Here is a 22,312-nt window from a genome sequence, read left to right as displayed (position 1 = left end):
GATGTTGCTGATGTGGACATCTTGCAGCTTCAAAGTAAAGCACTGATAACAATACAAACGGCCTGTAAGCCTTAATATCGGGCTTACAGGCCGCATTGATGCCTATTCAAATACTTAAGACAAGCGTTTGCGCAAGTCTTGTACTTCTTCTAACAAATCCAACATCACCGCCACTGCCTGCAAGCTGGCGTCGAAATCGCGTTGCAAACGGAAGGCGGTGCGCGCTCGCGCCAATTCATCGCTGACAAATTGGTGGCTTTGCGGCGCGGTGTCGCTGCTTAAAATATCGTGTTCAAACAATTGCAATACCCACGCCGCCTCCTGGCCGCTGGCGTGCACAAATTGCTCGAAACTCAAGGTGTGGGCGCCGTCGACGATTTCGGCATAACACACTTCGCTGATGGTGATGTGGTGTAAACTCACGTGTTTCATACGGCCTCCTTAGGCTGAGCGCGGATTGAAATTGGGAAACGCAGCCGCCAAATCGGCATAAGCCTGTTTTTGCGCCTCGGTCACCGCTGGCGGCACCACCACGTTTAACACCAAATACAAATTGCCGGCTTCGGCGCTGTTGGGTATGCCTTTGCCTTTGAGGCGCAATTTCTTGCCGCTTTGGCTGCCGGCGGGGATGTTGACTTGCAGCTCGCCGGCAGGGGTTTTAACCGTAATCGGCCCGCCCAGCGCTGCTTCCCACGGTAAGACATGGGTATTGACCAGCACATCCAAACCATCAACGCTGATGCCTTCTGGTGTGCGGTAGTGGATTTCAATGTACAAATCGCCATGGTCGCCGCCGTTGACACCGGCTTGGCCTTGGCCAGCCAAACGGATGCTTTGCCCTTGTTTCACCCCTTTGGGGATTTTCACTTGCAGGGTTTTGCGCTGGATTTCGGCTTGACCGTAAGCATTGTAAGTGGGAATGTTGAGGCCGATTTGTTGGGTGGCGCCGCTGTAAGCCACGCTCAAATCCACTTCTATGCTGGCGTGTTGGTCTTCGCCGCGCCATGATTGTGGCTCACGCTGCGTGCGCGCGCGGCTGTTGCCACCACCAAAGCCGGCACCAAAGCGGCCAAACAAGTCTTCAAAACCACTGAAATCTTGCCCATCGCCATAGTGAAAGTGTTGTTCATAGGCCTTGCTGTCAAAGCTCTGTCCACCTGCGCTACTGCCGCCTTGAAACGCATGCGGATGGTCGAGCAGGTAATCGTATTCGGCTTTTTTGTCAGCATCGCTCAAGGTTTCGTAGGCGATGTTAATCGCCTGCATTTTCTCTTGCGCGTCGGGTTCTTTGCTTAAATCAGGGTGGTATTTGCGCGCCAACTTGCGGTAGGCTTTTTTGATGGTGTCGGCATCGGCATCGCGTGCCACGCCCAAGGTTTGGTAATGAGTGTCTGCCATGTGTCATCGTCCTGCGAAAAAAGAGGGATGGGTAAACAAGCTGACCTTGAGTATATAACCAAGCGCGTGAGCGATGTAAGCGCTGTGTGCAAAAAATCGCTGCTCAAACAGGGCATTGAAAAGAAGGCTAAGTAAACAAACAAGTGGCCTGTAAACATTTACAGGCCGCATTGAGAGCTTATAGGAGTGGTTTAATGGGGTTGCACCAATAAAGACAACAGCCCTGCGGCAATCAAAGGCCCCACCGGTACGCCACGGAATACCGCCACACCAATGATGGTGCCAAGCAGCAAGCCGGTTACCAGCAAGGGTTGTGCACTCATCAAGCCCACACCCCGACCACCCAGCCAAGCAACGACGATGCCGACGCTGATGGCCACCAATAATTGCCAATTGGTCACGATGGCCATAAAACCGGGTACTTTCAAACTGCCGGAAGCCAAGGGCGCCAACACGCCTATGGTGAGGATGATGATGCCGATGTTAAGGCCGTTCTTCTGTATCCACGGCAGGTATTGCGCCAAGGCGGTTTGTTGGCACAGCAATAACACGCAGGCGGCGATGGTGATGGAAGCATTGTGGCTCAAGACGCCGAGGCCAATTAAGGCCACCAACACCATGGAGCTGCTTTCAAATTGTAGGGCGGGCATGGTCTGACATTTCAGAAAGAAAACGACATGGTAACAGCCTCACAGACAAAGAAAAAGGCTGCCAACAGCATAGCTGGCAGCCGCATCGAACATACGAACAGATGGGTTTTAGGCGCTGTACAACAAGGGGAACAAATCCTCATCGTGCATTGCAGCACCTGCGGGCAAGCGCTCGGCCAAGCCGGGGAATTCCGGTGACGTCACCCACTGCCTTGGCGCATGGGTGATGTCGTCGCCCAAGAAACGCACCGAAAAGACGCGACGGGTGGTGGCCGAGCCTTGGGATGAGTGCAGTGCCAACATGTGGAAAAACACCGCGTCACCAGGTTGTAATTCCCAGCCCAAGATATTGTGCACACTGCGGTCGGCTTCAATATCGGGCAAGTCTTGCAAGCTGCCTTCGGGGAACCATTTGGCCTGTTTGTCCATAAACGAGCGTGGCATCAACCAAGGGCCTAAGTGGGAACCGCCGACAAATTCCAACGTCGCGGCGCGTGGCACGGGATCGACCGGCAACCACATGCTGATGTTTTGGCGGCCATCAATATTGTAATACGGCTGGTCTTGGTGCCATGGTGTTGGCTGTTGTGTACCGGCGGTTTTGACCAAAGTATGGTCGTGATACAGTCGCACTTGTTGGCTTTGCATCAGTTGCGCTGCGGCTGCGGCTATTGGTGTGTTGAAAATGAATTCGCGGTATTCGGGTATGTGTTGCCAATTGCAAAAATCCTCAAAAAACCAGCCGGGGTCATCGGCTTGACTGGCGGTTTTGGCGCGCGGGCTGGGTGTGGCGATGTTTTTGTCTATGCCACGGGCCAGCAGTTCTATCATTTCGGGCTTCACCAAGCCGCGCACCACCACCACGCCATCGCGGGCGAAGTCAGCTATCAATTGGTCTTCTATTGCAAATACAGAGGTAGACATGGGTGTTTTCCTTTATAAAACCATGGCGGCAATCCAGCCGGTACAAATCAACGGTAAATTGTAGTGTATGAAGGTGGGCACGACCGTGTCCCACATATGGTCGTGTTGACCATCGGCGTTCAGGCCGGCTGTGGGGCCGAGGGTAGAGTCTGAAGCGGGCGAGCCTGCATCACCCAAGGCACCCGCCGCCCCAATGATGGCAACTGTCGCCATGGGTGAGAAACCAAACGACACACATAAGGGCACATAAATGGCGGTTAAAATCGGCACGGTCGAGAAAGACGAACCGATGCCCATGGTGACAAACAGGCCGATGAGCAACATCATAAAGGCGGCCAAACCTTTGTTGTCACCGATGATGGCCACGGAAGATTCCACCAAAGCAGGCACATCGCCGGTGGCCGTCATCACTGCGGCAAAACCAGTGGCGGTAATCATGATGAATCCTACCATGGCCATTAGGCGCATGCCTTGTGTGAACACATGGTCTTGTTCTTGCCATTTGATGACACCGCTCATCGACACAATGGCAAAGCCGACCAAGCCTCCGAAAATCATCGAGCCTGTCCAAAGTTGGGTAATCAAGGCCAGCACGATGCCCAATAATACCAAGGCTTTTTGCCATGTTTGTAGCACGCGCGGCGCAGCAGCATTGTCCAAACCTTCAATGGGCAAATCGGAATAGGTGCGCTTTTTGCGATAGCTGATGAACAAGGCGATGATTAAGCCGATGACCATGCCAGAAGACGGAATCAACATGGCAGGTGTGGCTATGGATTTGTCCACGCTGAAATTTAAGGCGGCACCTGCTTTATTGATGTTGCTGATCATGATGTCATTGAGGTAAATCACCCCATATCCGATGGGGAACGTCATGTACATCACAATCAAAGAAAACGTGATGGCACAGGCAACGGCGCGTCTGTCCAATTGCAATTTGTTCATCACATGCAAAAGCGGCGGAATCAAAATGGGTATGAAGGCAATGTGCACGGGGATGATGGTGCCTGAGGTAAAGCCCACCAAGATTAAACCGATGTACAAGGCCCATTTGATGTTGTTCGGCGATTGACCCAAAGTGACTTTGTGATTCACTTTGCCAATCAGCCAATCGGACAGGTGTTGGGTAATGCCTGTGCGTGACAACACCACCGCAAACGCACCTAACGTGGCATAAGCCAAGGCGATGGGCGCGCCACCACCCAAACCAGCATTGAAAGCCTCTACCACGGCTTTGATGTCCATGCCTGAGAGCAAACCGGCAATGATGGCACCGACCATCAGTGACAACACCACAGACACTCGCATCAAACTTAAAATCACGACAATAAAGACAGCAATCACAACAGAATTCATTTTTCTTCCTTTGCAATGCATTGACGATTTCAAAATATGAAATCATGCTAGGAGTGAGCACTGCAACAAGTCAATGAATTTGTCTATACAAGTAAACTCAAATTTAGTAAGTATTTGATTTTAAATTATTTAAACATTTGGCTAAATTTTGAATCGGCAATTTTATGGCAAAAAATTAGCCAAAATGTTCAAAAAGCGTCTTCTGACGGGCAGAAGACGCTTTGGTACAAATGGGAGATGGGTTGAATCAGCGTGTGTGCACCCACTCGCGCACGCAGTCGGCGATGAGGCTAGGGCCTTGGTAAATCATGCCGCTGTACACTTGCACGGCGCTGGCGCCCAAGCGTTTTTTGGTGGCCGCATCTTGGCCAGCGACAATACCGCCAACACCGATGACAGGCAGCTTGCCTTTTAAGGCGTACACCAAGTGTTGCAACACATATTCGCTTTGCGCACGCACGGGCAAACCTGACAAACCGCCGGCTTCTCCGGCGAGAGGGTGATTGCCCAACGACGATTTGTCTATGGTGGTGTTGGTGGCGATGACGCCGTCCATTTCCACTTGCGTTACCACTTGGGCGATGGCTTCGATTTCTTCCAGATTCAAATCTGGGGCAATTTTCACCGCCATAGGCACATAGCGGCCGCGTTGCTGTTGCAAGCGCGCTTGTTCGTCTTTCAAAGCGCCCAATAATTTGCTCAATTCGTCCTCGCTTTGTAAGGCACGCAGATTTTTGGTGTTGGGCGAGGAGATATTGACGGTGATGTAACTGGCGTAATCATAGACTTTGGTCAGGCAAGTCAAATAATCATCGACGGCGTTTTCAATCGGTGTGGTGGCGTTTTTGCCGATGTTAATGCCGAGCACGCCTTGGAATTTGGCGCGTTTGACATTGGCAATCAAGGCATCGACACCGTGGTTGTTAAAACCCATGCGGTTGATGATGGCTTGGTGCTCGGGCAGACGGAACAAGCGTGGCTTGGGATTGCCGTCTTGTGGACGCGGGGTGATGGTGCCGATTTCGATGAAACCGAAGCCTAAAGCGGCCAAGGCATCGATGTATTCGCCGTTTTTGTCCAAACCAGCGGCCAAGCCAACTGGGTTTTTCAAAGACAAACCCATTAAGGTGCTGGGGCAAGGCATTACTTTGTTGCCAAAATGGCTGAGCAAACCAAAGCGGTGCGCACGTTGCAGATTGTCTAGGGTCAGATGGTGGGCTTTTTCAGCGTCAAATTGAAAGAGCAGCGGTTTAATCAGCGAATACATATAAAAAGCGGCCTGAAAACAATGAACAGCCGCCATTATAAGCGATGCGGCTTATTTGGGCTTGTGCTTTTTGGCGCGCGGATGGGCGGCATCGTAGACTTCAGACAGGTGGCTGAAGTCCAAACTGGTGTAAATTTGGGTGGTGGACAGCTGTTTGTGGCCGAGCAATTCTTGTACGGCACGGATGTTGTGCGAGCTTTGCAACACATGCGAGGCATAGCTGTGACGCAACATGTGCGGACTCAAATGGCGGTCGCTGTTTTGGCGCTGTGCCCACGCATCGAGGCGCAATTGAATTTGGCGCTGGCCGATGCGCGCGCCCAAACGTGAGGTAAACAAGGCGTTTTCATTGCTGTTGGCTTGCCTGAGAGGCAAATACGCTTCGACTGCCAAGCGCGCTTGTAAGCCCAATGGCACTTGGCGCTGCTTATTGCCTTTGCCTTGCACGCTGACCCAGCCAGCTTCCAATTGCACATCTTTCAAATCCAACGCGCGCAATTCAGACAGGCGCAGACCGCAACCATACAACAGTTCAAACATGGCTTGGTCGCGGATGGCCATGGCATCGTCTTTGTCGGCGCCATGGCTAAACCATTGGTTCAGCGGTTCGGCTGGTACGGCTTTGGGCAAACGGGTGTTGGTTTTGGGTGCTTTCAGGCCAACACTCAAATCAATTTCCCAATCGTGAAACTGGCGCAAAAACTGCGCGTATTGCTTCCACACGCTGATTTTGCGCCCCAAGCTGCGAGGGTTTAAGCTTTTTTGGCTCAAACGCATCAACACTTGGCGCAAATGCATAGCCGCCAGTTCTTGGTCTTCAGTTAACTTCTCTGCCAACAGGCTGCACAATTGCTGCAAATCACGCCGATAGGCATTGATGCTCAGTTCGGACAGATTGCGTTGCTGCATGCGCTCTAGGAACGGCGCAATCTGGGCGCGAAATGCGGCCAATGTGTGCGGGGTGCTCATCGAGAGACTTCGATTTCCAAGTCGGTTAAGTCCAATTGCCATTGGCCCATGATGTGTTGGAACAAGGCCAATTCAGCAGGGTTTAGCGCATGGTCGCCTTTGCATAAGGACAAGGCGGTGGCCAATACCGCGATGCGGCTTGGGCGCTCGGTGACTTCGGCCAAAATTTTGTTCACTTGCTCAGGCTCAAGCATGGACACGCGAGCTTCCGCTGTGTTGAGTTTGTTGCTCAAGTCGTGCAAATAATCACGCAACACTTGCATGAATTCCAATGGGGTCAAATCCACCAATTGGTACACGTTTTTTTCGCTTAAACGTTCCAATTCTTCTTCATCTAAATCGCTGTCAGCCAATAAGCACATGGCTAAAATGCGGGCACGGGCTTGGGGGCTGTTTTCAGGATACGAACGCATGGGTTTTTCCTCAGTCGGTAGTGGCAAACGCCGCTTGAAAGGCTGCGGGCGTGTTGGCAACACTTTGTTGTTGATAGTCGTAAAATACCATGCCGTTTTTGATTCGGGCAATTTGTTGCGCGTCAGATGCACGCTCAAACAGGTAAATAAGGGTAAAGCCGGCACGGCCTATGTCGGTAACGGCGACGCGGATGTTGAGTTCATCGCCGTGAAACGCTTGATTCTTAAATTGTATCGCAGCATCGGCCATAATCAAACCCATCCCGTCTATGTCCATCTCGGTGTAATGGTGGTGTTTGAGAAAGCGCAAACGCGCCTCATGCGCCAAACGCAAAAACGCATCGTTGCTCAAATGGTTGCCATAATTGATGTCACCAATTTGCACGGTGATTTGGGTTTGGTAATGCCAAGTATTGGGTAAATCAATTTTGACGCGGCTCATGTTTGCTGTCCTTGTGGCTGGCAGGGGGTGCGAAATATGTTAAGCTGTTTTTATGCTATTTGCGCAAGGAGGTCAATATGTATCAGCACATTCTGGTTCCTTTTGATGACAGTCAGGCCGCTTTATTGGCTTTGGTTGAGGCTTGCAAGATGGGGCGCATGACCGGTGGGGTCTTGCACATCGTGCATGTGGTCGATTTGGCGCAATTTTCATGGTCGGGCGCGAGTTTTCTGCGCAGCGAAGAATTGGCCATGGCCAGCGCCGACACGGCCAAAGCGGTGTTTGAACGCGCCAAACCGATTATGGCCGAGTACAGTGATGTACAGGCCGAGCACACGGTGTTGGAAGCGGTGGGCGAAAAAGTGGCGTCTTTACTGGTGAGCAAACTGAATGAATGGCATTGCGACTTGGTGGTGATGGGCACGCACGGTTTTAGCGGTGTGAAGCATTTGTTGATGGGCTCGGTGGCACAAGACGTGATACGCCAAGCGGGTGTGCCGGTATTGATATTGCGCATGGCCACACCGACTTAATCACCTTCATTTAAATAGATTAAAGCGGCCTGTAAACAGTTTACAGGCCGCTTATTTATGCATTAATCAAGCTTGTTGGCTGCTTAAAGCCATGCTCGGCTTGGGTTGATTCAAGGCATTGAACAAGGCGGCGGCCAAAATCATGGCGATGCCCACATATTGTGACCAGCCCAAAGGCTCGCGCAAAATCACTGCGGCCAATAAGACCGCAGTCAAAGGCTCGAAGATGGTCAAGACTTGTGCGCGTGTGGCCGGCATCCATTGCAAGGCTTTGGTGTAGAGGCCATAAGGCACCAAAGTGCCGATAACGGCAATCGCCACTGCCACCACCCACACGCTAGGCGCTACTCCTGCCAGCATTTTGTCCACCGCAGTGTGGAAGAAGGGAGTGAACAGCATCGCCAGCCCACTGATGAGCACGCTGCTGTACAACACCAAGCTCGGTGGGTTGTTGTTGACGGCTTTCTTGCCCAATACCCCAAAACACGCATAGCTGAATCCGGCCAACAAGCCATACACAATGCCGGTGCCATTCATTGGGGCGGCGCTGTTCAAACACATGGCCACGCCGGATACCGTGACCAGCGTCAACACCACACCGATGGGGGTAATGCGTTCACCGAGTAAAAAGTGCGCCAAAATCACGCTCCACACCGGTGCGGTATACAACAAGGCCACTGCCAAGGCCGCACCTATCGATTGCACGGCCAAGAAATAAAACAAAGTCATCATCAACACGCCCAGTAGGGATTGCAGGCTGAGCATGGGCAATTGTTTGAATTGAAACTGGCGCAAGCTGTGCCACACCAATGGGCTGCTGACAATCAACACCAATGAAGCCAAGGCGATGCGCAAACTGGCCACTTCCAAGCCAGAAAAACCGGCTTGATTGAGCTGGGTGCCCATTAAACCGATCAAACCCCAACAACAGGCGGCGATGACCACCAATATGCATCCCAAGAAATAATGTCGCTGCATCGTCGTGTGCTTCATGATAAAAACCACACTATGCCATAAGTTATTGAAATAAAAAAGTCAGTTATTTCAAGGATTTTTTTGGAGCAATGAAAACAGTTATTTTTAAGTTAATAATGTCGTAAAAAAGGTTCGTTCGGTGCTAGATGGTTGCAAGGCTTGGTTGAGAATGAAGGCTGGAAAAGCAAAAAACCTTAATCTTACGATTAAGGTTTTTTGTATGGTGGTCGGGGCGGTGGGATTCGAACTCACGACCCTCTGCTCCCAAAGCAGATGCGCTAACCAGGCTGCGCTACGCCCCGACGAAGGAGGTAAAAAAACGCCACAAGGAGTGACGTTTTTGTATGGGTGGGGTGGCTAATGGGGCTCGAACCCACGACAACCGGAATCACAATCCGGGGCTCTACCAACTGAGCTATAGCCACCACCGATAAAACGTTACTGCATATAAATTTTGGCGCACCCGACAGGAATCGAACCTGTAACCCCCGGCTTAGAAGGCCGGTGCTCTATCCGGTTGAGCTACGGGCGCTCAAAGAGACTGTCGAATGCTACTACTTATTCTGTGGTCGGGGCGGTGGGATTCGAACTCACGACCCTCTGCTCCCAAAGCAGATGCGCTAACCAGGCTGCGCTACGCCCCGACTGAGAATCCGAACTATACGCAGTCCCCTGAAATGTGTCAAGCGCTGTCCCTGAAGAAAATGCGCAGAATTCAATAGGAGATTGAAAAACAGTGAAATTTTTTTACGATGAAAATGAATTTTGCGCGCGCCAGCGTGCGGCGCTGGATTTTTTTCTGCATCGAATAGGTGCGGAAAACGACAAAAAATGGCAAAATACCACCTTTGCATTGGGTGCGGTGTGCACCACTTTTAGGAAAACAGATTCATGAGTGCGACTTTAATAGACGGCAAAGCCATATCACAACAATTGTTGGCCGATGTGGCAGCCAAAGTGAGCCAACGCAGCAGCGAGGGCAAACGGGCGCCGTGTTTGGCAGTGGTATTGATCGGAAGTGATGCTGCCAGTGCTGTGTATGTCAATAATAAGAAAAAAGCCTGCGAAAAAGTGGGCATCAAATCTTTGTCGTATGAATACGGCAGTGATTTTACCCAAGAACAATTGTTGGCTTTGGTGGATGAACTGAATGCCAACGACGAAGTAGACGGCATTTTGGTGCAATTGCCATTGCCAGCGCACTTAGATGTGCAACAAATCATCGAACGCATCCGCCCAGACAAAGATGTGGACGGTTTCCACCCTTACAATGTCGGCCGTTTGGCAGTGAAAATGCCATTGATGCGCCCATGTACGCCACGCGGTGTGATGATCATGTTGGAGCAATCTGGCGTGGATGTGATGGGCAAAGACGTGGTGATTGTCGGTGCTTCCAATATTGTCGGTCGTCCACAAGCGTTGGAAATGCTGTTGGCGCGTGCCACAGTGACGGTGTGTCATTCCAAAACCAAAGATTTGGCGGCAGAAGTCGGTCGTGCTGACATCGTGGTGGCCGGCGTGGGCATCCCGAACTTCATCAAAGGCGAATGGGTGAAACCCGGTGCGGTGGTGATCGATGTCGGTATCAACCGTTTGGACACCGGCAAATTGTGTGGCGACGTGGAGTTTGAAATTGCCAAAGAGCGCGCCAGCATGATTACCCCTGTTCCGGGTGGTGTCGGTCCAATGACCATTGCGACCTTGATGCAAAATACCTTAGACGCTTGCGAATTGCACGATTGATTCGCGTCACCACAAGCTTACAGGCCGGCCTGTAAGCTTGTTCTTTTTCTGCTTTTTTTGTTTACAGATAAGTGCCAATGAACCAGCTTTTAAGTGATATGTGGGACACGCTGCGTTTGCGTTATCGCCCGTTTGAAACCTACCAATTCCCGGCGTGGGTGTATGTGGTTGTGACCGTGGTGTGCGGTATCAGCATGGCGGCGGTGGCGCAATTCAATGTCAGTGCTCAGTCCGAAATAACATTGCCGTTTACCAGTCAAGTTGGCATGGTGGTGTTTTATGTGCTCTATGTGGCTGCCCAATGGTGGTGCTTGAGCTTTGTGTTGCCCAAAGTATTGAAACATTTTGGCGCTGAAGTGCCGAATTTGTGGGGTTATATGTTGGTGACACAGGCATTTAGCATGTTTACTGTTGCCTATATGTACTTGCCCAAGGAATTGATGATAGTTGCCAGTTTCTTTGGCATTTGGACATTTTGGGTGCAAATCTTTGGCTTGTTCAATGTGGCCGGTCGCTTGATTTCACCTTGGAAAGTCTTGTTGTCGTATGTGTTGTCCATGCTGTCTTTCATACTGGCTATGATGTTCATCCTGAGCATGTTCATGATTGCCGGACAACTGGACACCAAAGAGTTGGAGCAAAAAATGCAGCAAATCATGCAAGAGCAACAGCAATTGCAACAACAAAATCAACCTGCTAAATAATGGTAAAAACACCATCAAAGGCGGCCTGTAAATCATTTACAGGCCGCTTTTTTGTGCTTGTGAGCGGTGGTCAATTAAACCGATACAGCAGCATCTATTACGCGCTCTGTGTGCGCCAGCCACGCGCTCAATGCCGCAAAATCTTGTGCAAATGTCGGCTGTATGGTGCTGATTTGCGAGCATGCGCGCGCTTGCAAATAGGTGCTGTGTTGGTGCAGGTGTAAGCCATTGAGCTCGGTATTCAGCCGCCATGTGCTTGGGAATTGGTAGCTGACAGCGGTAGGATAATGGTTGGTGTGTAGGCAATGGGCTTGTAACAGTGGATGGTGTAACAGTGTGTGCAAACGCTGCGCCAGCTCAGTGTAACGCTCAGGATAGGCCACTAAGGCATCGCACACATTGGCGAGTAAATACGCTGGCAGGGTAAACGGGATATGGCCATCGTAATGTGCCAATTGGGCATAAGTGCCTTGTTCTGCCAGTTTGGCATAGGCCTGTTGGTAAAACACCCAGCTCAAGCCAGCTAAAGCGCCTATGGCCTTGCCCGAGGTGGCGCTGGCGAAATCCACTTCAGCCAAGGAAAACGGCACTGCACCAAAAGAAGACACACAATCTAAGGCGATGGAGAAGTCGCCACCGCGCTGTGCCTTATACGCGCTGAATAGCGCCACATCGTTCAAACAACCGGTCGAGGTTTCGCCGTGCACGGCTGCCAGCCATGCACAGTCTTGCGCTTGCTCGGCCACATCTTGGGCATCAAATACCTGTCCCCATGCAACCTCGTACACGCGAAAGCGCAAACCAAGCGCACGTGCTTGCTGGATGAGGCGTGTGCCAAATTCGCCATTGCTGCATATCAAGCCCATGGCTGTGCCATGTTTGGCCTTGAGTTGGTTCAGCATCACCTCGTTGGCGAGCGTGCCGCTGCCCAGTAGCAGCGCCACTTTGGGCGCGCCGCTCAGCTTGAGTAAACGGCTGCACACCTCGCTGTGCAAAGCCGTGAATTCGGCTGAACGGTGCGACACATGGGTGTGGCTTAGGGCGCTGGTTTGCGCCACCGGGCCGGGGTAGAAGCAGTGTTGTGCGCGCTGAAACTGTGCATAAAAATCGCGTGCGGCGATGGCGTTTAACACCATGGGAATAAAACTCGCCGCTGCTGTGCCCACCGCAGGAGCAAAGGCTTGGAAACCGATGTGGTGGTACAGTTTTTGTTGGCGGGTGGTGCCGGAAATCACACACGCGCTGTAATTTTTGTCCAATACATAGACGTACAAAGCCTGTGCCAAACGCAGAAACACAAAGCTGTGACGGTGCTCAGGCTGGACGGCCAGCAAGCGGATTTCACACAGTTTTCGGCACGTTGCTGCATCCAAATGCTGCTCGATGGCGCCGATTTTGCCATCCAAAGAAAACGGCCGCACATCGCGAAACGCCAACATCGCAATCAGCTCATCGTCTTGGTATAGCACCACATAAGTGTTTTCAGCATGGAATTTGTCCACCAACAATTTTTCGGCATTGGCAGGGTGTTGCGGAATTTCTTCCACAAACGTGGCGTAATTAAGTCTGGCGATGGCGGTGAATTCGGCGACAGTGTCGGCAATTTTGCAATGGTACATGGGCAAGTCTCTACGCATGGTCAGAATTCGAGCTTAACATGCCTGCCGTGTAGACTTGTATTGGGCATATCAATTTGCTGCTAATGATGCGCTGAATGCACACAAATATGCGGCCTGTAAGCCACATTCTAGGCTTACAGGCCGCATGAATACAGAACAGTGTCTAATTGGCTGCCATCAAACAATACAAGCTGGTCACTTCTTGCGAGCGCGCCGCATGTAAGACATCGTTAGCGTCTTGTGCCTTGGCGTGTTTGGGCGCGGTGTTGTGTTTGGCGACGATGCGCAAACCGGCTGCTGTAATCCACGTGTTTAAATCATCGGCATCGCGCAAACCAATTAACTCGGCCAAATTGGACATGATCAGCCACGCCTGTCCATGTACGGATAAATGGGCGGCTGCGCCGTCTAGAAATGCCCGCAACATCTGGCTGTTCGGGTCGTACAAGGCGGTTTCTATCATGGCGCTGGGCTTGGCTGGCAACCATGGTGGATTGCACACGATTAAATCGGCTTGGCCCTCTGGAAACAAATCTCGTTCAACAACATGGATGGCGGCCTGTACGCCCAAGCGGGTGAAATTGGCCTTGGCAGTCGCGATGGCCACCGGATTGGTGTCGGTGGCGATGATGTCGCTGATGCCGCGTTTGGCCAGTATCGCTGCCAACACGCCCGAGCCGGTGCCTATGTCCCAAGCGCTGTGGCAAGGCTGTGGCAAGGCTGCATTGGACAGCAAGTCCAAATACTCGCCACGCAACGGTGAAAACACCCCAAACGGCACATGTATGTGGGCATCGTCCAAGGCAGAAATAGCGATGCCGCGCTGATGCCATTGCTCCGCGCCGATATAGCCTAGCAATGCGTGCAGCGGCAATAACGCCGTGTGCTCGTTGTCAAAGCCAAACGCTTGCTGACAAGCGGCCTGTATGTTCGGTGCGCGGGGCAGGCTCAATTGCCATCCCGCCGCTACTTCCACCAACAAATGGCTCAATACTTGGCTGCGCTGTTGCTGTTGCAAACGCCATTTGTGGAAGGTTTCCAATGTTGAGTCGGCAGGTTTAAGCGGCTTGTGCAAGCGGCGTTTGACCGCATCCAATAAGGCTTTGGCTTGGTGGTAATCGCCTTGCCACACGGTGGCGGTTTTGTCGCGCCACAGTTTTAAGGCTTGGTCGGCAGACAGGTGTTCCTGCTTGGCTAGGTATTGTAATTGTTGTGGCGGCTTGATGTGGCTGTGGCTGAGCCAAGTCAAAGTTTGACCTTGGTGGTCAAAGTCGTGTTGTTGCAAGCCTAGGGTTGGGATATTTTTGGACATTATGTATAAAATTGTGTTGTGCGTTGCGAAATAATTGCAAACTTTCTGCAAAATAGTCTTGATTTTGTCCAAAATGTGGCTACAATGGAGACACGTTTTGCTGGTTTAGCAGTTTTGATAACAATTTTAGACAAAAGGTCTATTATGCAACTGGATATTGCACGTTTAATTGATTACTTTGGCGGTGTGAATGCACTCGCTGCCGCGTGGAAGCAGCATTATCCCACAGAGGTGGTATCGACAGCAGCCATTTACAAATGGCGCGCACGTGCGTCTTTGCCATTGGCGCAGCTACAAAAATTGACTGCCTTGGCCGAGCTTCAGGGCAGACCTTTGGATTTGAATGCTTTTATACAACACCAACCTCAATTGGAGCGTACCACCATGTCTAGCAACAGCCGAGTCATCATTTTTGATACCACTTTGCGCGATGGCGAACAATCGCCTGGCGCAGCCATGACCAAAGAAGAAAAAATTCGTATTGCGCGCCAGTTAGAGAAGTTGGGTGTTGATGTGATTGAAGCGGGTTTTGCCGCTGCCAGTCCTGGCGATTTTGATGCCATCCAAACCATCGCCAAAACCATCACCAAATCGACAGTGTGCTCATTGTCACGTGCGAATGAACGCGATGTACGCGCAGCAGGTGAAGCGATTGCGCCAGCAGCGAAAAAACGCATCCACACGTTTATCGCCACCAGTCCATTGCACATGGAACACAAATTGAAAATGTCGCCTGCGCAAGTGCGTGAAGCGGCAGTAAAAGCGGTGAAAATTGCGCGTGAATACACCGATGATGTGGAATTCTCTTGCGAAGATGCACTGCGTTCAGACATTGATTTCTTGGTGGAAATTTGCAGCGATGTGATTGCTGCGGGTGCGACCACGATTAACATTCCCGATACCGTTGGTTATGCGATTCCATTCCAAACCGAAAAATTTTTCCGCGAACTGATTACCCGTACCCAAGGTGGTGACAAGGTGATTTGGTCGGCACATTGCCACGATGATTTGGGTCTGTCTGTGTCCAACTCTTTGGCTGCAGTGATGGGCGGTGCGCGCCAAGTGGAATGCACCATCAATGGCTTGGGTGAGCGCGCCGGTAACGCGAGCTTGGAAGAAATCGTGATGGCCTTGAAAACCCGCCACGATGTGTTTGGCTTGGAAACTGGCATAGACACCACGCAAATCGTACCAACGTCTAAATTGGTATCGACAATTACCGGCTATCCTGTGCAACCAAACAAAGCCATTGTTGGCGCCAATGCGTTTGCACATGAGTCTGGCATCCACCAAGACGGCATTTTGAAATGCCGTGAGACTTACGAAATCATGTCGGCCGAGTCTGTGGGTTGGTCACACAACCGCCTGACCTTGGGCAAATTGTCTGGCCGCAATGCGTTCAAAACCAAATTAACCGAATTGGGCATCCATTTGGATTCGGAAGAAGCATTGAATTCTGCTTTTGCCCGCTTTAAAGAATTGGCCGATAAAAAGCGTGAAATCTTCGATGAAGACTTGCATGCTTTGGTGTCTGACGAATTGGTCAACATCACTCCCGACCGTTACAAATACCTGTCATTGAAAATCCAAACTGAGACCGGTGAGCTGCCACAAGCAGAAATCGTCATCAGTGAACAAGGTCAAGAACACCGCGCTACCAGCCAAGGTTCAGGTCCAGTGGATGCCGTGTTCAAAGCAATTGAATCTGTGGCGCCTAGCCATGCACAACTGCAATTGTATTCCGTGAATGCCATTACCGAAGGCACCGAGAGCCAAGGCGAAGTGACAGTGCGTTTGTCTAAGGACGGTTTCATCGTCAACGGTCAGGGTGCAGACACCGATGTGATTGTGGCCAGTGCCAAAGCGTATATTTCGGCTTTGAACAAATTGCAAAAACCGGATGAGCGCATCAAAGCACAAGGCATGATATAAAGCAGCCAAGCTGACATAATAAGCAGTGGAAGAGAGGGAAGCGGTCTGTAAATGTTTACAGGCCGCTTTTATCATGGGCAAACATGGTTTCATCACCCAGAGGTGAAGATGGCGACATTACACAGATTTGATTTACAACACTTGCCGATTGCCGCGTGGAAAAACGGCGGCGGGCAAACGCGCGAATTGGTGCGCTTTCCTGAACACGCGAGTTTGGACGATTTTGCATGGCGCATCAGTGTCGCCGACATCGCCCAAACAGGGCCGTTTTCACGCTTTATTGGCATAGACCGGCATTTGTTAATTTTGCAAGGCGAGGGCGTGTGTTTGCACAGCCAAGAAGCAAACATCGACAAAACTTTGCATGCCGATGGCGAGGTGTTGGCGTTTGCCGGTGAAGCAGACATGGACAGTCTATTGTTGGCTGGGCCGGTGCGTGATTTCAATGTGATGGTGCGGCGGGATGCGTGGCAAGCGCAGGTGACCGTATGGCACACAGCCAGTACCATCGCTGCTAATACGGGCTTGGTGATGCTGTGGCAAGGGGCAGCGCAATGTCAGTGGGGTGAGGAAGTGCTGGCCTTGGAAACAGGACAAGGCTTGTGGTGGCAAGGGATGCATGGCGAATTGAGCTGGCAACCTTGTAGTGGCGATGCCAAATTGATAGCGGTGATGTTGCAGTCATTGGATAACACAGAGTCTGCTTGGGGTTGAGATAAGAATAGGCAAGTCTTCAATCGGACACAGGCTATAAAGACACATAGATACAGAAGTGCAAAGTTGCATGCAGGTTTGTTGAAATGTCTACAGCCATAATCACAATATACAAGCGGCCTGTAAACATTTACAGGCCGCTTTTTGGCTTATTGGTGATTCAATACATTACAAATTCGGATTCACAATGATTTTCACCGCCGATTCGTTGTTGTGTATCAGCGTTTCAAAGCCTTGCGAAATCAAATCGTCGAGTTTGATGCGTTGGGTAATGAATGGCGCCAAGTCGATTTTGCCTTCTTCCACCAGTTTGATGGTCGCTTGGTGGTCGTTGCAATAGGCGATGGTGCCGCGCATGTCCAATTCTTTCATCACCACGCTGTGTACATTGACGGTAGCGGGGTGGCTCCAAATCGACACGATGACAATCACGCCAGTCGGTTTGGTGGCGGCGACCAAAGTGTCCAAGACGGCATTGACGCTAGAGCATTCATAGGCCACGTCCACGCCGGCGTCACCGGTGATTTTCATCACTTCGGCATGCACGTCCACTTGTGACGGGTCGAGCACATAATCGGCGACGCCCGATTCAATGGCTTTTTCTTTGCGCTTGGCACTGAGCTCGGTGATGATGACGGTGAGACCTTTGGCTTTCAAGATGGCCGATAATAGCAAACCGATTGGACCCGCGCCGCCAACCAAGGCGATGTCGCCGGCTTTGGCACCACTGCGCACAAATGCATGGTGACCGACGGCCAAAGGCTCGATCAATGCCGCTTGGTCCAGCGGAATTTTGTCTGAAATCGGGTGTACCCAACGGCGTTTGACCGCAATTTTTTCGGACAAACCACCACCATGACCGCCCAAACCGATGAAATTCATGTTTTTGGACAAATGGTAGTTGTCGCCTTCGCCAGTGGGCACATCATCGGCCACAATATACGGTTCGACCACCACGTGTTGACCGACTTCGATGTCGTCCACGCCTTCACCGACGGCATAGACCACGCCAGAAAACTCGTGTCCCATGGTAATCGGTGCCGATTCACCTGAAATCGGGTGTGGATGGCCGCAAGGCGGAATGAAAATTGGGCCTTCCATGAATTCATGCAAATCGGTACCGCAAATGCCGCACCATGCGACTTGGACACCGACGGTGCCTGCGGCAACGATAGGTTCAGGGATGTCTTCAATGCGGATGTCACCGCGGTCGTAAAAACGGGCTGCTTTCATAGGGCACTCCTCATGATGGTTGTCGTGATGGTCTTGCATGAACAACCATAGCGCATTGCGCTCACAAGAGTTTGTATCTGCATCAATAGAGGCACAGAAAAGCATGCAATGACGGGTGAGTGTGTTGCGGTGTTTGCAACACAACGAGGGTATCAAGGCAAACCCACAATAAAAAGCGGCCTGTAAACATTTACAGGCCGCTTTTTTACCACACTTAATGTGTCATGCTCTTAAAGACACAATGATTTAATGAATACATTAATTGTATCGTTTAATTCGATTCGGCCTCGCGCACCAATTCGACATCGGCATTTTTGGCTGGCGTGGCAATGACCAAAGTCTTGCGCGTGCGTCGCCAGCCGAGTAAACGGCGCAAACACAGCGCTGCGCAATAGGCGATGCACACCGCGGTGACAAAATAGCGAATATTGGCCAAAGAGATGGTGATGTGACCCGTGAGCAAGTGCAACAGGCTTAAGATGATGCCGTACAAGGCCGGTAGGCTGAATGCCAAGGTCAGTACCAAACCCAAAACGCGAAACGCGCTCATGTGAAACACCTGTTTGCGCGCCACAGCCTTATTCAATTGCAGCAATTGCCACAAGGCAAACGTCATCACCAACACCATGCCAGCATTGGCCAAGACTTGCAGCCAGTTAAACGCCACATCCGGTACGGTGGGGATGATATTGGGTGTGTTGCGGCTGGGTTCGTCCAGACTTTGCGCCACATTCAAGACCAAGCCATACCACAAATCGGCCAAAACCACGTACACAGGCACGGCAGAAGTTAATCCACGCACGGCGTTCATTCCAATGAAAACAAAGGCTGACAGTTTAAACGCAGTCACCGTTTTTGGATAGCTTGCACTGTTTTATTTGTGAAAAAAGCATTGACACCACAGTGTTTAAAACGTATGTTTCAAACACTTGTTTGAAATTCTAAATGCCATGAGCCAAGCCGACAGCCTCACCATCGAAAAAATCCTCAAAGTTGCCGAAGAGCACTTTGCCGTCCATGGTTATTACGCAACGTCCATGCGCCAATTGACGCGTGAAGCCGATGTGAATGTGGCGGCAGTGCATTACCACTTTGGCAATAAAGAGGCCTTGTTTTTGGCGGTGTTAAAACGCCGTATCGCACCGTTTGTGCTGATGGTGCTCGACAATATGAAACAAAAAGCCCAGCTGCACGCCAGTGTGCGGCCTGAAGACTTGGTACAGGCTTTTGTCGATGTGTGTTTGCAATACGTGCGTGATTTTGACCGCGAAGCCGGTTTGGTCACGCGCTTGGTCACCCGTTTGATGGTGGATGAATATAAGGTGTTTCGCGAGCAATTGGCGCAGGAATACAGCGACATCATCGAAAGCATTTTGCATTTGTTTGAACAGGCTTTGCCGCATTTGGACAAAGAAACCGTGCGTTGGCGCATGCACATCGCCCTGAGCACTTTGTTCAACAGTTTTGCCGGTAACGATGTTTTAAAAGCCTTGGCTCGCCGTGAGTGGGTCAATGCCAAGAATCCTGAACAAGTGGCGCGCTATGTGGTGCCATTTGTGGTCGCAGGTTTAGTCGCGCCTTAACTCGGGCGCAGTCAATTAAGGAGAAGAAGTAATGTTAAGTTTGGGCTTAATGCTACTGCTCGGTGGAATTGCCGCTTATTTTCGTGCCAAAGGCTGGATCATTGCCTTGGCCGCTTTCATAGGCGCGCTCATCGGTGGTTCAGTGTGGTGGGCTTTGTTGCCTTTGGTTGCGGGGGTGGTGTGTTGTTTGCCATTTGTGCAAAGTTTGTACATGCCAACCGTGTTTGGCTTGTTCAAAAAAGTGACGCCGCCGATGTCGGAAACCGAACAAGATGCAATCAATGCAGGCACGGTGTGGTGGGATGGTGAATTGTTTTCAGGCAAACCTGATTACCAAAAACTGTTGAACTACCCACACCCACAATTGACTGCCGAAGAACAGGCGTTTATTGACGGCCCAGTCGAAGAATTGTGCAACATGCTCAACGATTGGCAAATCAACCATGAGTTGAAAGACTTGCCACAAGAGGCATGGGACTTCATCAAACAACACGGTTTCTTGGGCATGATCATCAAGAAACAATACGGTGGTTTGGAATTCTCTAACTATGCCCACGCCAAAGTGGTGACCAAAATCGCCACCCGTTGTGGCAGCGCGGCCGTGACCGTGATGGTGCCTAACTCGTTGGGCCCAGGCGAATTGTTGCAACACTATGGTACCGAAGACCAAAAGAATTTCTATTTGCCACGCTTGGCCAAAGGCGAAGACATTCCTTGCTTTGCTTTGACCAGTCCTTCTGCAGGCTCTGACGCCGGTGGCATTCCTGACTTTGGCGTGGTAACACGTGGTTCATATACCGATCCGCACACTGGTGTGCGCCATGAAGATGTGTTGGGCGTGCGCGTGTCGTGGGAAAAACGCTGGATTACTTTGGCACCTGTGGCCACCGTTTTGGGTTTGGCCTTCAAAATGTTCGACCCTGATGGTTTGTTGGGCGACAAAAAAGAAATTGGCATTACCTGCGCTTTGGTGCCTACCCACCATGAAGGTGTGCAAATTGGCCGACGTCACTGGCCGTCTGGCAGTGCGTTTATGAATGGCCCAACTTGGGGCGCAGATGTGTTCATTCCTTTGGAGTGGATTATTGGTGGCGTTGACTTTGCCGGTCGCGGTTGGCAAATGTTGGTGGAATGCTTGTCTGTCGGCCGTTGTATTTCCTTGCCAGCCAACTCTGTGGCCGCAGGCATGGTCAGCTCGTATACCACCAGTTTGTATGCCCGCATTCGCGACCAATTCGGTTTGCCGATTGGTAAATTTGAAGGTGTGGACGAGGCTTTGGCGCGCATCATTGCCAATACCTACCAAATGGAAGCCTCACAAGACTTGGCTTTGACCGGCTTAGATGTGGGTGAAAAACCAAGTGTGATTTCAGCGATGTTGAAATACCACAATACCGAACGCATGCGCAAAACCTTGAACGATGCGATGGACATTCATGGCGGTCGCACCGTGGTACAAGGCCCACGTAACTATTTGGTGCCGGCTTACCAAGCCATCCCGATTGCAATCACGGTGGAAGGTGCCAACATCTTGACCCGCAGCTTGATGATCTTCGGTCAAGGCGCCATTCGCAGCCATCCTTATGTGTTGCGTGAAATGATGGCGGCAACCAATAACGATGCGGCTTCGTTCAAACAAGTCTTTGGTCAACACGTGCACTTCGTGATTACCAATGTGGCGCGCAGCTTCTGGTTGGGTTTGACCAACGGTTGCTTGAGCCGTGCCCCACAACGTGGTGTGACTGCTCCGTATTACAAACAAATGAACCGTTTGGCAGCCAACTTCGCCTTGTTAACCGACATGTGCATGTTCAGTTTGGGCGGCTCGTTGAAATTCCGTGAGAAATTGTCTGCCCGTTTGGGTGACATTGTGGCCAATCTGTACATCTGTTCAGCGGTACTGAAACGCTTTGAGCGCGATGGTTCACCTAAAGCCGATGTGGCAATTATGCAATACGCGGCGCAACAGGCTTTGTATGACGCACAAGTAGCGATGGATGGGGTATTGAAAAACCTGCCTAACCGCCCATTGGCGTGGTTGTTGCGCGGTTTGACCATGCCTACCGGTCACGCCATCAAGGCACCAAGCGACAAATTGGGTACGCAAGTGGCCAATGAGGCAATGAAAGGCGAAGAAGCGTTGGAACGTCTGACCCGCTTCATGTTCAAGCCTAGCGAGGAAAGTGATCCTGTTGGAGTGTTGGCGCCAGCGCACAAAGCGGTGATTGCAGCGGCCGATGCTGAGAAAAAATTGCGCAAATTAGAACGCAACGATCAGCTTTCTGCACCATCGCCTAACTTGCGATTAGAACAGGCATTGCAATTGTCATTAATCACGCAAGATGAGTTCGATTTAATCAACAAAGCCCGTGGCTTAAAACGTCAAGTGATTATGGTTGATGATTTCGATATGCAGCTTGAGCAACATGATGATAAATTGTTAGAGCGTCACATATTCTGATGCCTAAGACCCCGCTGGCGGCACTATGCATGCCAGCCAGTTGGGGATTTGTCTGACTGGGCAGCGAAAAAAACATACAATGGC

General features: G+C 51.1%; 22 protein-coding genes and 4 tRNA genes. 8 read left to right on the top strand and 18 right to left on the bottom strand.

Annotated elements, in window-relative coordinates; genetic code table 11:
- Positions 1-114 precede the first annotated feature (114 nt).
- The 9 genes from BN3003_RS01480 to BN3003_RS01440 form a co-directional block, all read right to left on the bottom strand.
- Positions 115-432 (bottom strand): chaperone modulator CbpM, encoded by a 318-nt coding sequence (locus tag BN3003_RS01480; RefSeq protein ID WP_058304968.1) that lies wholly within the window; start codon positions 430-432, stop codon positions 115-117.
- A 9-nt stretch (positions 433-441) separates the two neighbouring features.
- Entirely contained in the window at positions 442-1,398 is a 957-nt protein-coding gene (locus BN3003_RS01475) for a DnaJ C-terminal domain-containing protein (RefSeq protein WP_058304967.1), read from the bottom strand.
- Between the two features lie 191 nt (positions 1,399-1,589).
- On the bottom strand, positions 1,590-2,048 hold the full coding sequence (locus tag BN3003_RS01470; RefSeq protein ID WP_058304966.1) for a DUF441 domain-containing protein: 459 nt from the start codon (positions 2,046-2,048) through the stop codon (positions 1,590-1,592).
- A 108-nt stretch (positions 2,049-2,156) separates the two neighbouring features.
- Complete coding sequence (locus BN3003_RS01465) at positions 2,157-2,972, bottom strand: phytanoyl-CoA dioxygenase family protein (RefSeq protein ID WP_058304965.1); 816 nt, start codon at positions 2,970-2,972, stop codon at positions 2,157-2,159.
- A 12-nt stretch (positions 2,973-2,984) separates the two neighbouring features.
- Positions 2,985-4,328: a Na+/H+ antiporter family protein gene (locus BN3003_RS01460; RefSeq protein WP_058304964.1), complete on the bottom strand. Its 1,344-nt coding sequence runs from the start codon at positions 4,326-4,328 to the stop codon at positions 2,985-2,987.
- Between the two features lie 247 nt (positions 4,329-4,575).
- A complete protein-coding gene (locus BN3003_RS01455; RefSeq protein ID WP_058305103.1) occupies positions 4,576-5,595 on the bottom strand; it encodes a quinone-dependent dihydroorotate dehydrogenase in 1,020 nt (339 codons plus the stop codon).
- Positions 5,596-5,646: 51 nt separating this feature from the next.
- Positions 5,647-6,564, bottom strand: coding sequence for a tyrosine-type recombinase/integrase (locus BN3003_RS01450; protein WP_058304963.1), 918 nt, complete (start codon positions 6,562-6,564; stop codon positions 5,647-5,649).
- Positions 6,561-6,977 carry a hypothetical protein gene (locus BN3003_RS01445; protein WP_058304962.1) on the bottom strand — a complete coding sequence of 139 codons (417 nt, stop codon included), beginning with the start codon at positions 6,975-6,977 and terminating at the stop codon, positions 6,561-6,563. Before BN3003_RS01445 ends, BN3003_RS01450 begins: the two co-directional genes overlap by 4 nt.
- Positions 6,978-6,987: 10 nt before the next feature.
- Entirely contained in the window at positions 6,988-7,419 is a 432-nt protein-coding gene (locus tag BN3003_RS01440) for an acyl-CoA thioesterase (protein WP_058304961.1), read from the bottom strand.
- A 77-nt stretch (positions 7,420-7,496) separates the two neighbouring features.
- Here BN3003_RS01440 and BN3003_RS01435 point away from each other — a divergent pair, with 77 nt between their 5' ends.
- Positions 7,497-7,952 carry a universal stress protein gene (locus tag BN3003_RS01435; protein ID WP_058304960.1) on the top strand — a complete coding sequence of 152 codons (456 nt, stop codon included), beginning with the start codon at positions 7,497-7,499 and terminating at the stop codon, positions 7,950-7,952.
- 66 nt (positions 7,953-8,018) lie between these two features.
- Here BN3003_RS01435 and BN3003_RS01430 read toward each other — a convergent pair whose 3' ends face one another.
- The 5 genes from BN3003_RS01430 to BN3003_RS01410 all read right to left on the bottom strand — a co-directional run bounded on the left by BN3003_RS01430 (position 8,019) and on the right by BN3003_RS01410 (position 9,571).
- Positions 8,019-8,945 carry a DMT family transporter gene (locus BN3003_RS01430; RefSeq protein ID WP_082625480.1) on the bottom strand — a complete coding sequence of 309 codons (927 nt, stop codon included), beginning with the start codon at positions 8,943-8,945 and terminating at the stop codon, positions 8,019-8,021.
- 206 nt (positions 8,946-9,151) lie between these two features.
- Positions 9,152-9,229: transfer RNA gene (locus tag BN3003_RS01425), tRNA-Pro, on the bottom strand.
- Positions 9,230-9,276: 47 nt separating this feature from the next.
- Positions 9,277-9,352: transfer RNA gene (locus BN3003_RS01420), tRNA-His, on the bottom strand.
- 30 nt (positions 9,353-9,382) lie between these two features.
- Positions 9,383-9,459 (bottom strand) — tRNA-Arg (locus tag BN3003_RS01415).
- Between the two features lie 34 nt (positions 9,460-9,493).
- A tRNA-Pro gene (locus tag BN3003_RS01410) sits at positions 9,494-9,571 on the bottom strand.
- A gap of 92 nt (positions 9,572-9,663) precedes the next feature.
- Here BN3003_RS01410 and BN3003_RS18730 point away from each other — a divergent pair.
- From BN3003_RS18730 to BN3003_RS01400, 3 genes are all read left to right on the top strand, one after another.
- Positions 9,664-9,822 (top strand): hypothetical protein, encoded by a 159-nt coding sequence (locus BN3003_RS18730; RefSeq protein ID WP_159061371.1) that lies wholly within the window; start codon positions 9,664-9,666, stop codon positions 9,820-9,822.
- Positions 9,819-10,670, top strand: a complete 852-nt coding sequence (folD, locus tag BN3003_RS01405) for a bifunctional methylenetetrahydrofolate dehydrogenase/methenyltetrahydrofolate cyclohydrolase FolD (RefSeq protein ID WP_058304958.1) — start codon at positions 9,819-9,821, stop codon at positions 10,668-10,670. Before BN3003_RS18730 ends, folD begins: the two co-directional genes overlap by 4 nt.
- Before the next feature lie 77 nt (positions 10,671-10,747).
- Positions 10,748-11,374, top strand: coding sequence for a hypothetical protein (locus BN3003_RS01400; protein ID WP_147645295.1), 627 nt, complete (start codon positions 10,748-10,750; stop codon positions 11,372-11,374).
- A gap of 74 nt (positions 11,375-11,448) precedes the next feature.
- Here the strand turns inward: BN3003_RS01400 and BN3003_RS01395 are convergent, their stop codons facing one another.
- Together BN3003_RS01395 and BN3003_RS01390 are read right to left on the bottom strand one after the other, a co-directional pair.
- Entirely contained in the window at positions 11,449-12,993 is a 1,545-nt protein-coding gene (locus tag BN3003_RS01395) for an N-acyl amino acid synthase FeeM domain-containing protein (protein WP_058304956.1), read from the bottom strand.
- 163 nt (positions 12,994-13,156) lie between these two features.
- Complete coding sequence (locus BN3003_RS01390; RefSeq protein ID WP_082625479.1) at positions 13,157-14,305, bottom strand: 50S ribosomal protein L11 methyltransferase; 1,149 nt, start codon at positions 14,303-14,305, stop codon at positions 13,157-13,159.
- A gap of 144 nt (positions 14,306-14,449) precedes the next feature.
- Between BN3003_RS01390 and BN3003_RS01385 the strand changes: the two genes are divergently transcribed.
- On the top strand, positions 14,450-16,237 hold the full coding sequence (locus BN3003_RS01385; protein ID WP_058304955.1) for a 2-isopropylmalate synthase: 1,788 nt from the start codon (positions 14,450-14,452) through the stop codon (positions 16,235-16,237).
- A gap of 108 nt (positions 16,238-16,345) precedes the next feature.
- Positions 16,346-16,951: a HutD/Ves family protein gene (locus BN3003_RS01380; protein WP_159061370.1), complete on the top strand. Its 606-nt coding sequence runs from the start codon at positions 16,346-16,348 to the stop codon at positions 16,949-16,951.
- A 168-nt stretch (positions 16,952-17,119) separates the two neighbouring features.
- Here the strand turns inward: BN3003_RS01380 and BN3003_RS01375 are convergent, their stop codons facing one another.
- Both BN3003_RS01375 and BN3003_RS01370 read right to left on the bottom strand, forming a co-directional pair.
- The gene (locus BN3003_RS01375) at positions 17,120-18,184 is read right to left on the bottom strand and encodes a 2,3-butanediol dehydrogenase (RefSeq protein ID WP_058304953.1); all 1,065 of its coding nucleotides are present in this window, start codon (positions 18,182-18,184) and stop codon (positions 17,120-17,122) included.
- Positions 18,185-18,455: 271 nt separating this feature from the next.
- Entirely contained in the window at positions 18,456-18,986 is a 531-nt protein-coding gene (locus tag BN3003_RS01370; RefSeq protein WP_147645293.1) for a hypothetical protein, read from the bottom strand.
- 148 nt (positions 18,987-19,134) lie between these two features.
- Here BN3003_RS01370 and BN3003_RS01365 point away from each other — a divergent pair, with 148 nt between their 5' ends.
- Positions 19,135-19,767 carry a TetR/AcrR family transcriptional regulator gene (locus tag BN3003_RS01365; protein WP_058304951.1) on the top strand — a complete coding sequence of 211 codons (633 nt, stop codon included), beginning with the start codon at positions 19,135-19,137 and terminating at the stop codon, positions 19,765-19,767.
- Positions 19,768-19,798: 31 nt separating this feature from the next.
- Positions 19,799-22,228 carry an acyl-CoA dehydrogenase gene (locus BN3003_RS01360; protein WP_058304950.1) on the top strand — a complete coding sequence of 810 codons (2,430 nt, stop codon included), beginning with the start codon at positions 19,799-19,801 and terminating at the stop codon, positions 22,226-22,228.
- Positions 22,229-22,312 lie beyond the last annotated feature (84 nt).

The organism is Vitreoscilla massiliensis (genome assembly GCF_001457815.1).
GTDB lineage: Bacteria > Pseudomonadota > Gammaproteobacteria > Burkholderiales > Neisseriaceae > Vitreoscilla > Vitreoscilla massiliensis.
The sequence above is the reverse complement of the archived record's forward strand: the minus strand, read 5'-3'. Positions and strand labels throughout refer to the sequence as shown.

Coding starts and splice junctions, on each gene's coding strand:
- BN3003_RS01480 (WP_058304968.1), bottom strand. CDS start 432: ATGAAACACGTGAGTTTACACCACATCACCATCAGCGAAGTGTGTTAT.
- BN3003_RS01475 (WP_058304967.1), bottom strand. CDS start 1,398: ATGGCAGACACTCATTACCAAACCTTGGGCGTGGCACGCGATGCCGAT.
- BN3003_RS01470 (WP_058304966.1), bottom strand. CDS start 2,048: ATGCCCGCCCTACAATTTGAAAGCAGCTCCATGGTGTTGGTGGCCTTA.
- BN3003_RS01465 (WP_058304965.1), bottom strand. CDS start 2,972: ATGTCTACCTCTGTATTTGCAATAGAAGACCAATTGATAGCTGACTTC.
- BN3003_RS01460 (WP_058304964.1), bottom strand. CDS start 4,328: ATGAATTCTGTTGTGATTGCTGTCTTTATTGTCGTGATTTTAAGTTTG.
- BN3003_RS01455 (WP_058305103.1), bottom strand. CDS start 5,595: ATGTATTCGCTGATTAAACCGCTGCTCTTTCAATTTGACGCTGAAAAA.
- BN3003_RS01450 (WP_058304963.1), bottom strand. CDS start 6,564: ATGAGCACCCCGCACACATTGGCCGCATTTCGCGCCCAGATTGCGCCG.
- BN3003_RS01445 (WP_058304962.1), bottom strand. CDS start 6,977: ATGCGTTCGTATCCTGAAAACAGCCCCCAAGCCCGTGCCCGCATTTTA.
- BN3003_RS01440 (WP_058304961.1), bottom strand. CDS start 7,419: ATGAGCCGCGTCAAAATTGATTTACCCAATACTTGGCATTACCAAACC.
- BN3003_RS01435 (WP_058304960.1), top strand. CDS start 7,497: ATGTATCAGCACATTCTGGTTCCTTTTGATGACAGTCAGGCCGCTTTA.
- BN3003_RS01430 (WP_082625480.1), bottom strand. CDS start 8,945: ATGAAGCACACGACGATGCAGCGACATTATTTCTTGGGATGCATATTG.
- folD (WP_058304958.1), top strand. CDS start 9,819: ATGAGTGCGACTTTAATAGACGGCAAAGCCATATCACAACAATTGTTG.
- BN3003_RS01400 (WP_147645295.1), top strand. CDS start 10,748: ATGAACCAGCTTTTAAGTGATATGTGGGACACGCTGCGTTTGCGTTAT.
- BN3003_RS01395 (WP_058304956.1), bottom strand. CDS start 12,993: ATGTACCATTGCAAAATTGCCGACACTGTCGCCGAATTCACCGCCATC.
- BN3003_RS01390 (WP_082625479.1), bottom strand. CDS start 14,305: ATGTCCAAAAATATCCCAACCCTAGGCTTGCAACAACACGACTTTGAC.
- BN3003_RS01385 (WP_058304955.1), top strand. CDS start 14,450: ATGCAACTGGATATTGCACGTTTAATTGATTACTTTGGCGGTGTGAAT.
- BN3003_RS01380 (WP_159061370.1), top strand. CDS start 16,346: ATGGCGACATTACACAGATTTGATTTACAACACTTGCCGATTGCCGCG.
- BN3003_RS01375 (WP_058304953.1), bottom strand. CDS start 18,184: ATGAAAGCAGCCCGTTTTTACGACCGCGGTGACATCCGCATTGAAGAC.
- BN3003_RS01365 (WP_058304951.1), top strand. CDS start 19,135: ATGAGCCAAGCCGACAGCCTCACCATCGAAAAAATCCTCAAAGTTGCC.
- BN3003_RS01360 (WP_058304950.1), top strand. CDS start 19,799: ATGTTAAGTTTGGGCTTAATGCTACTGCTCGGTGGAATTGCCGCTTAT.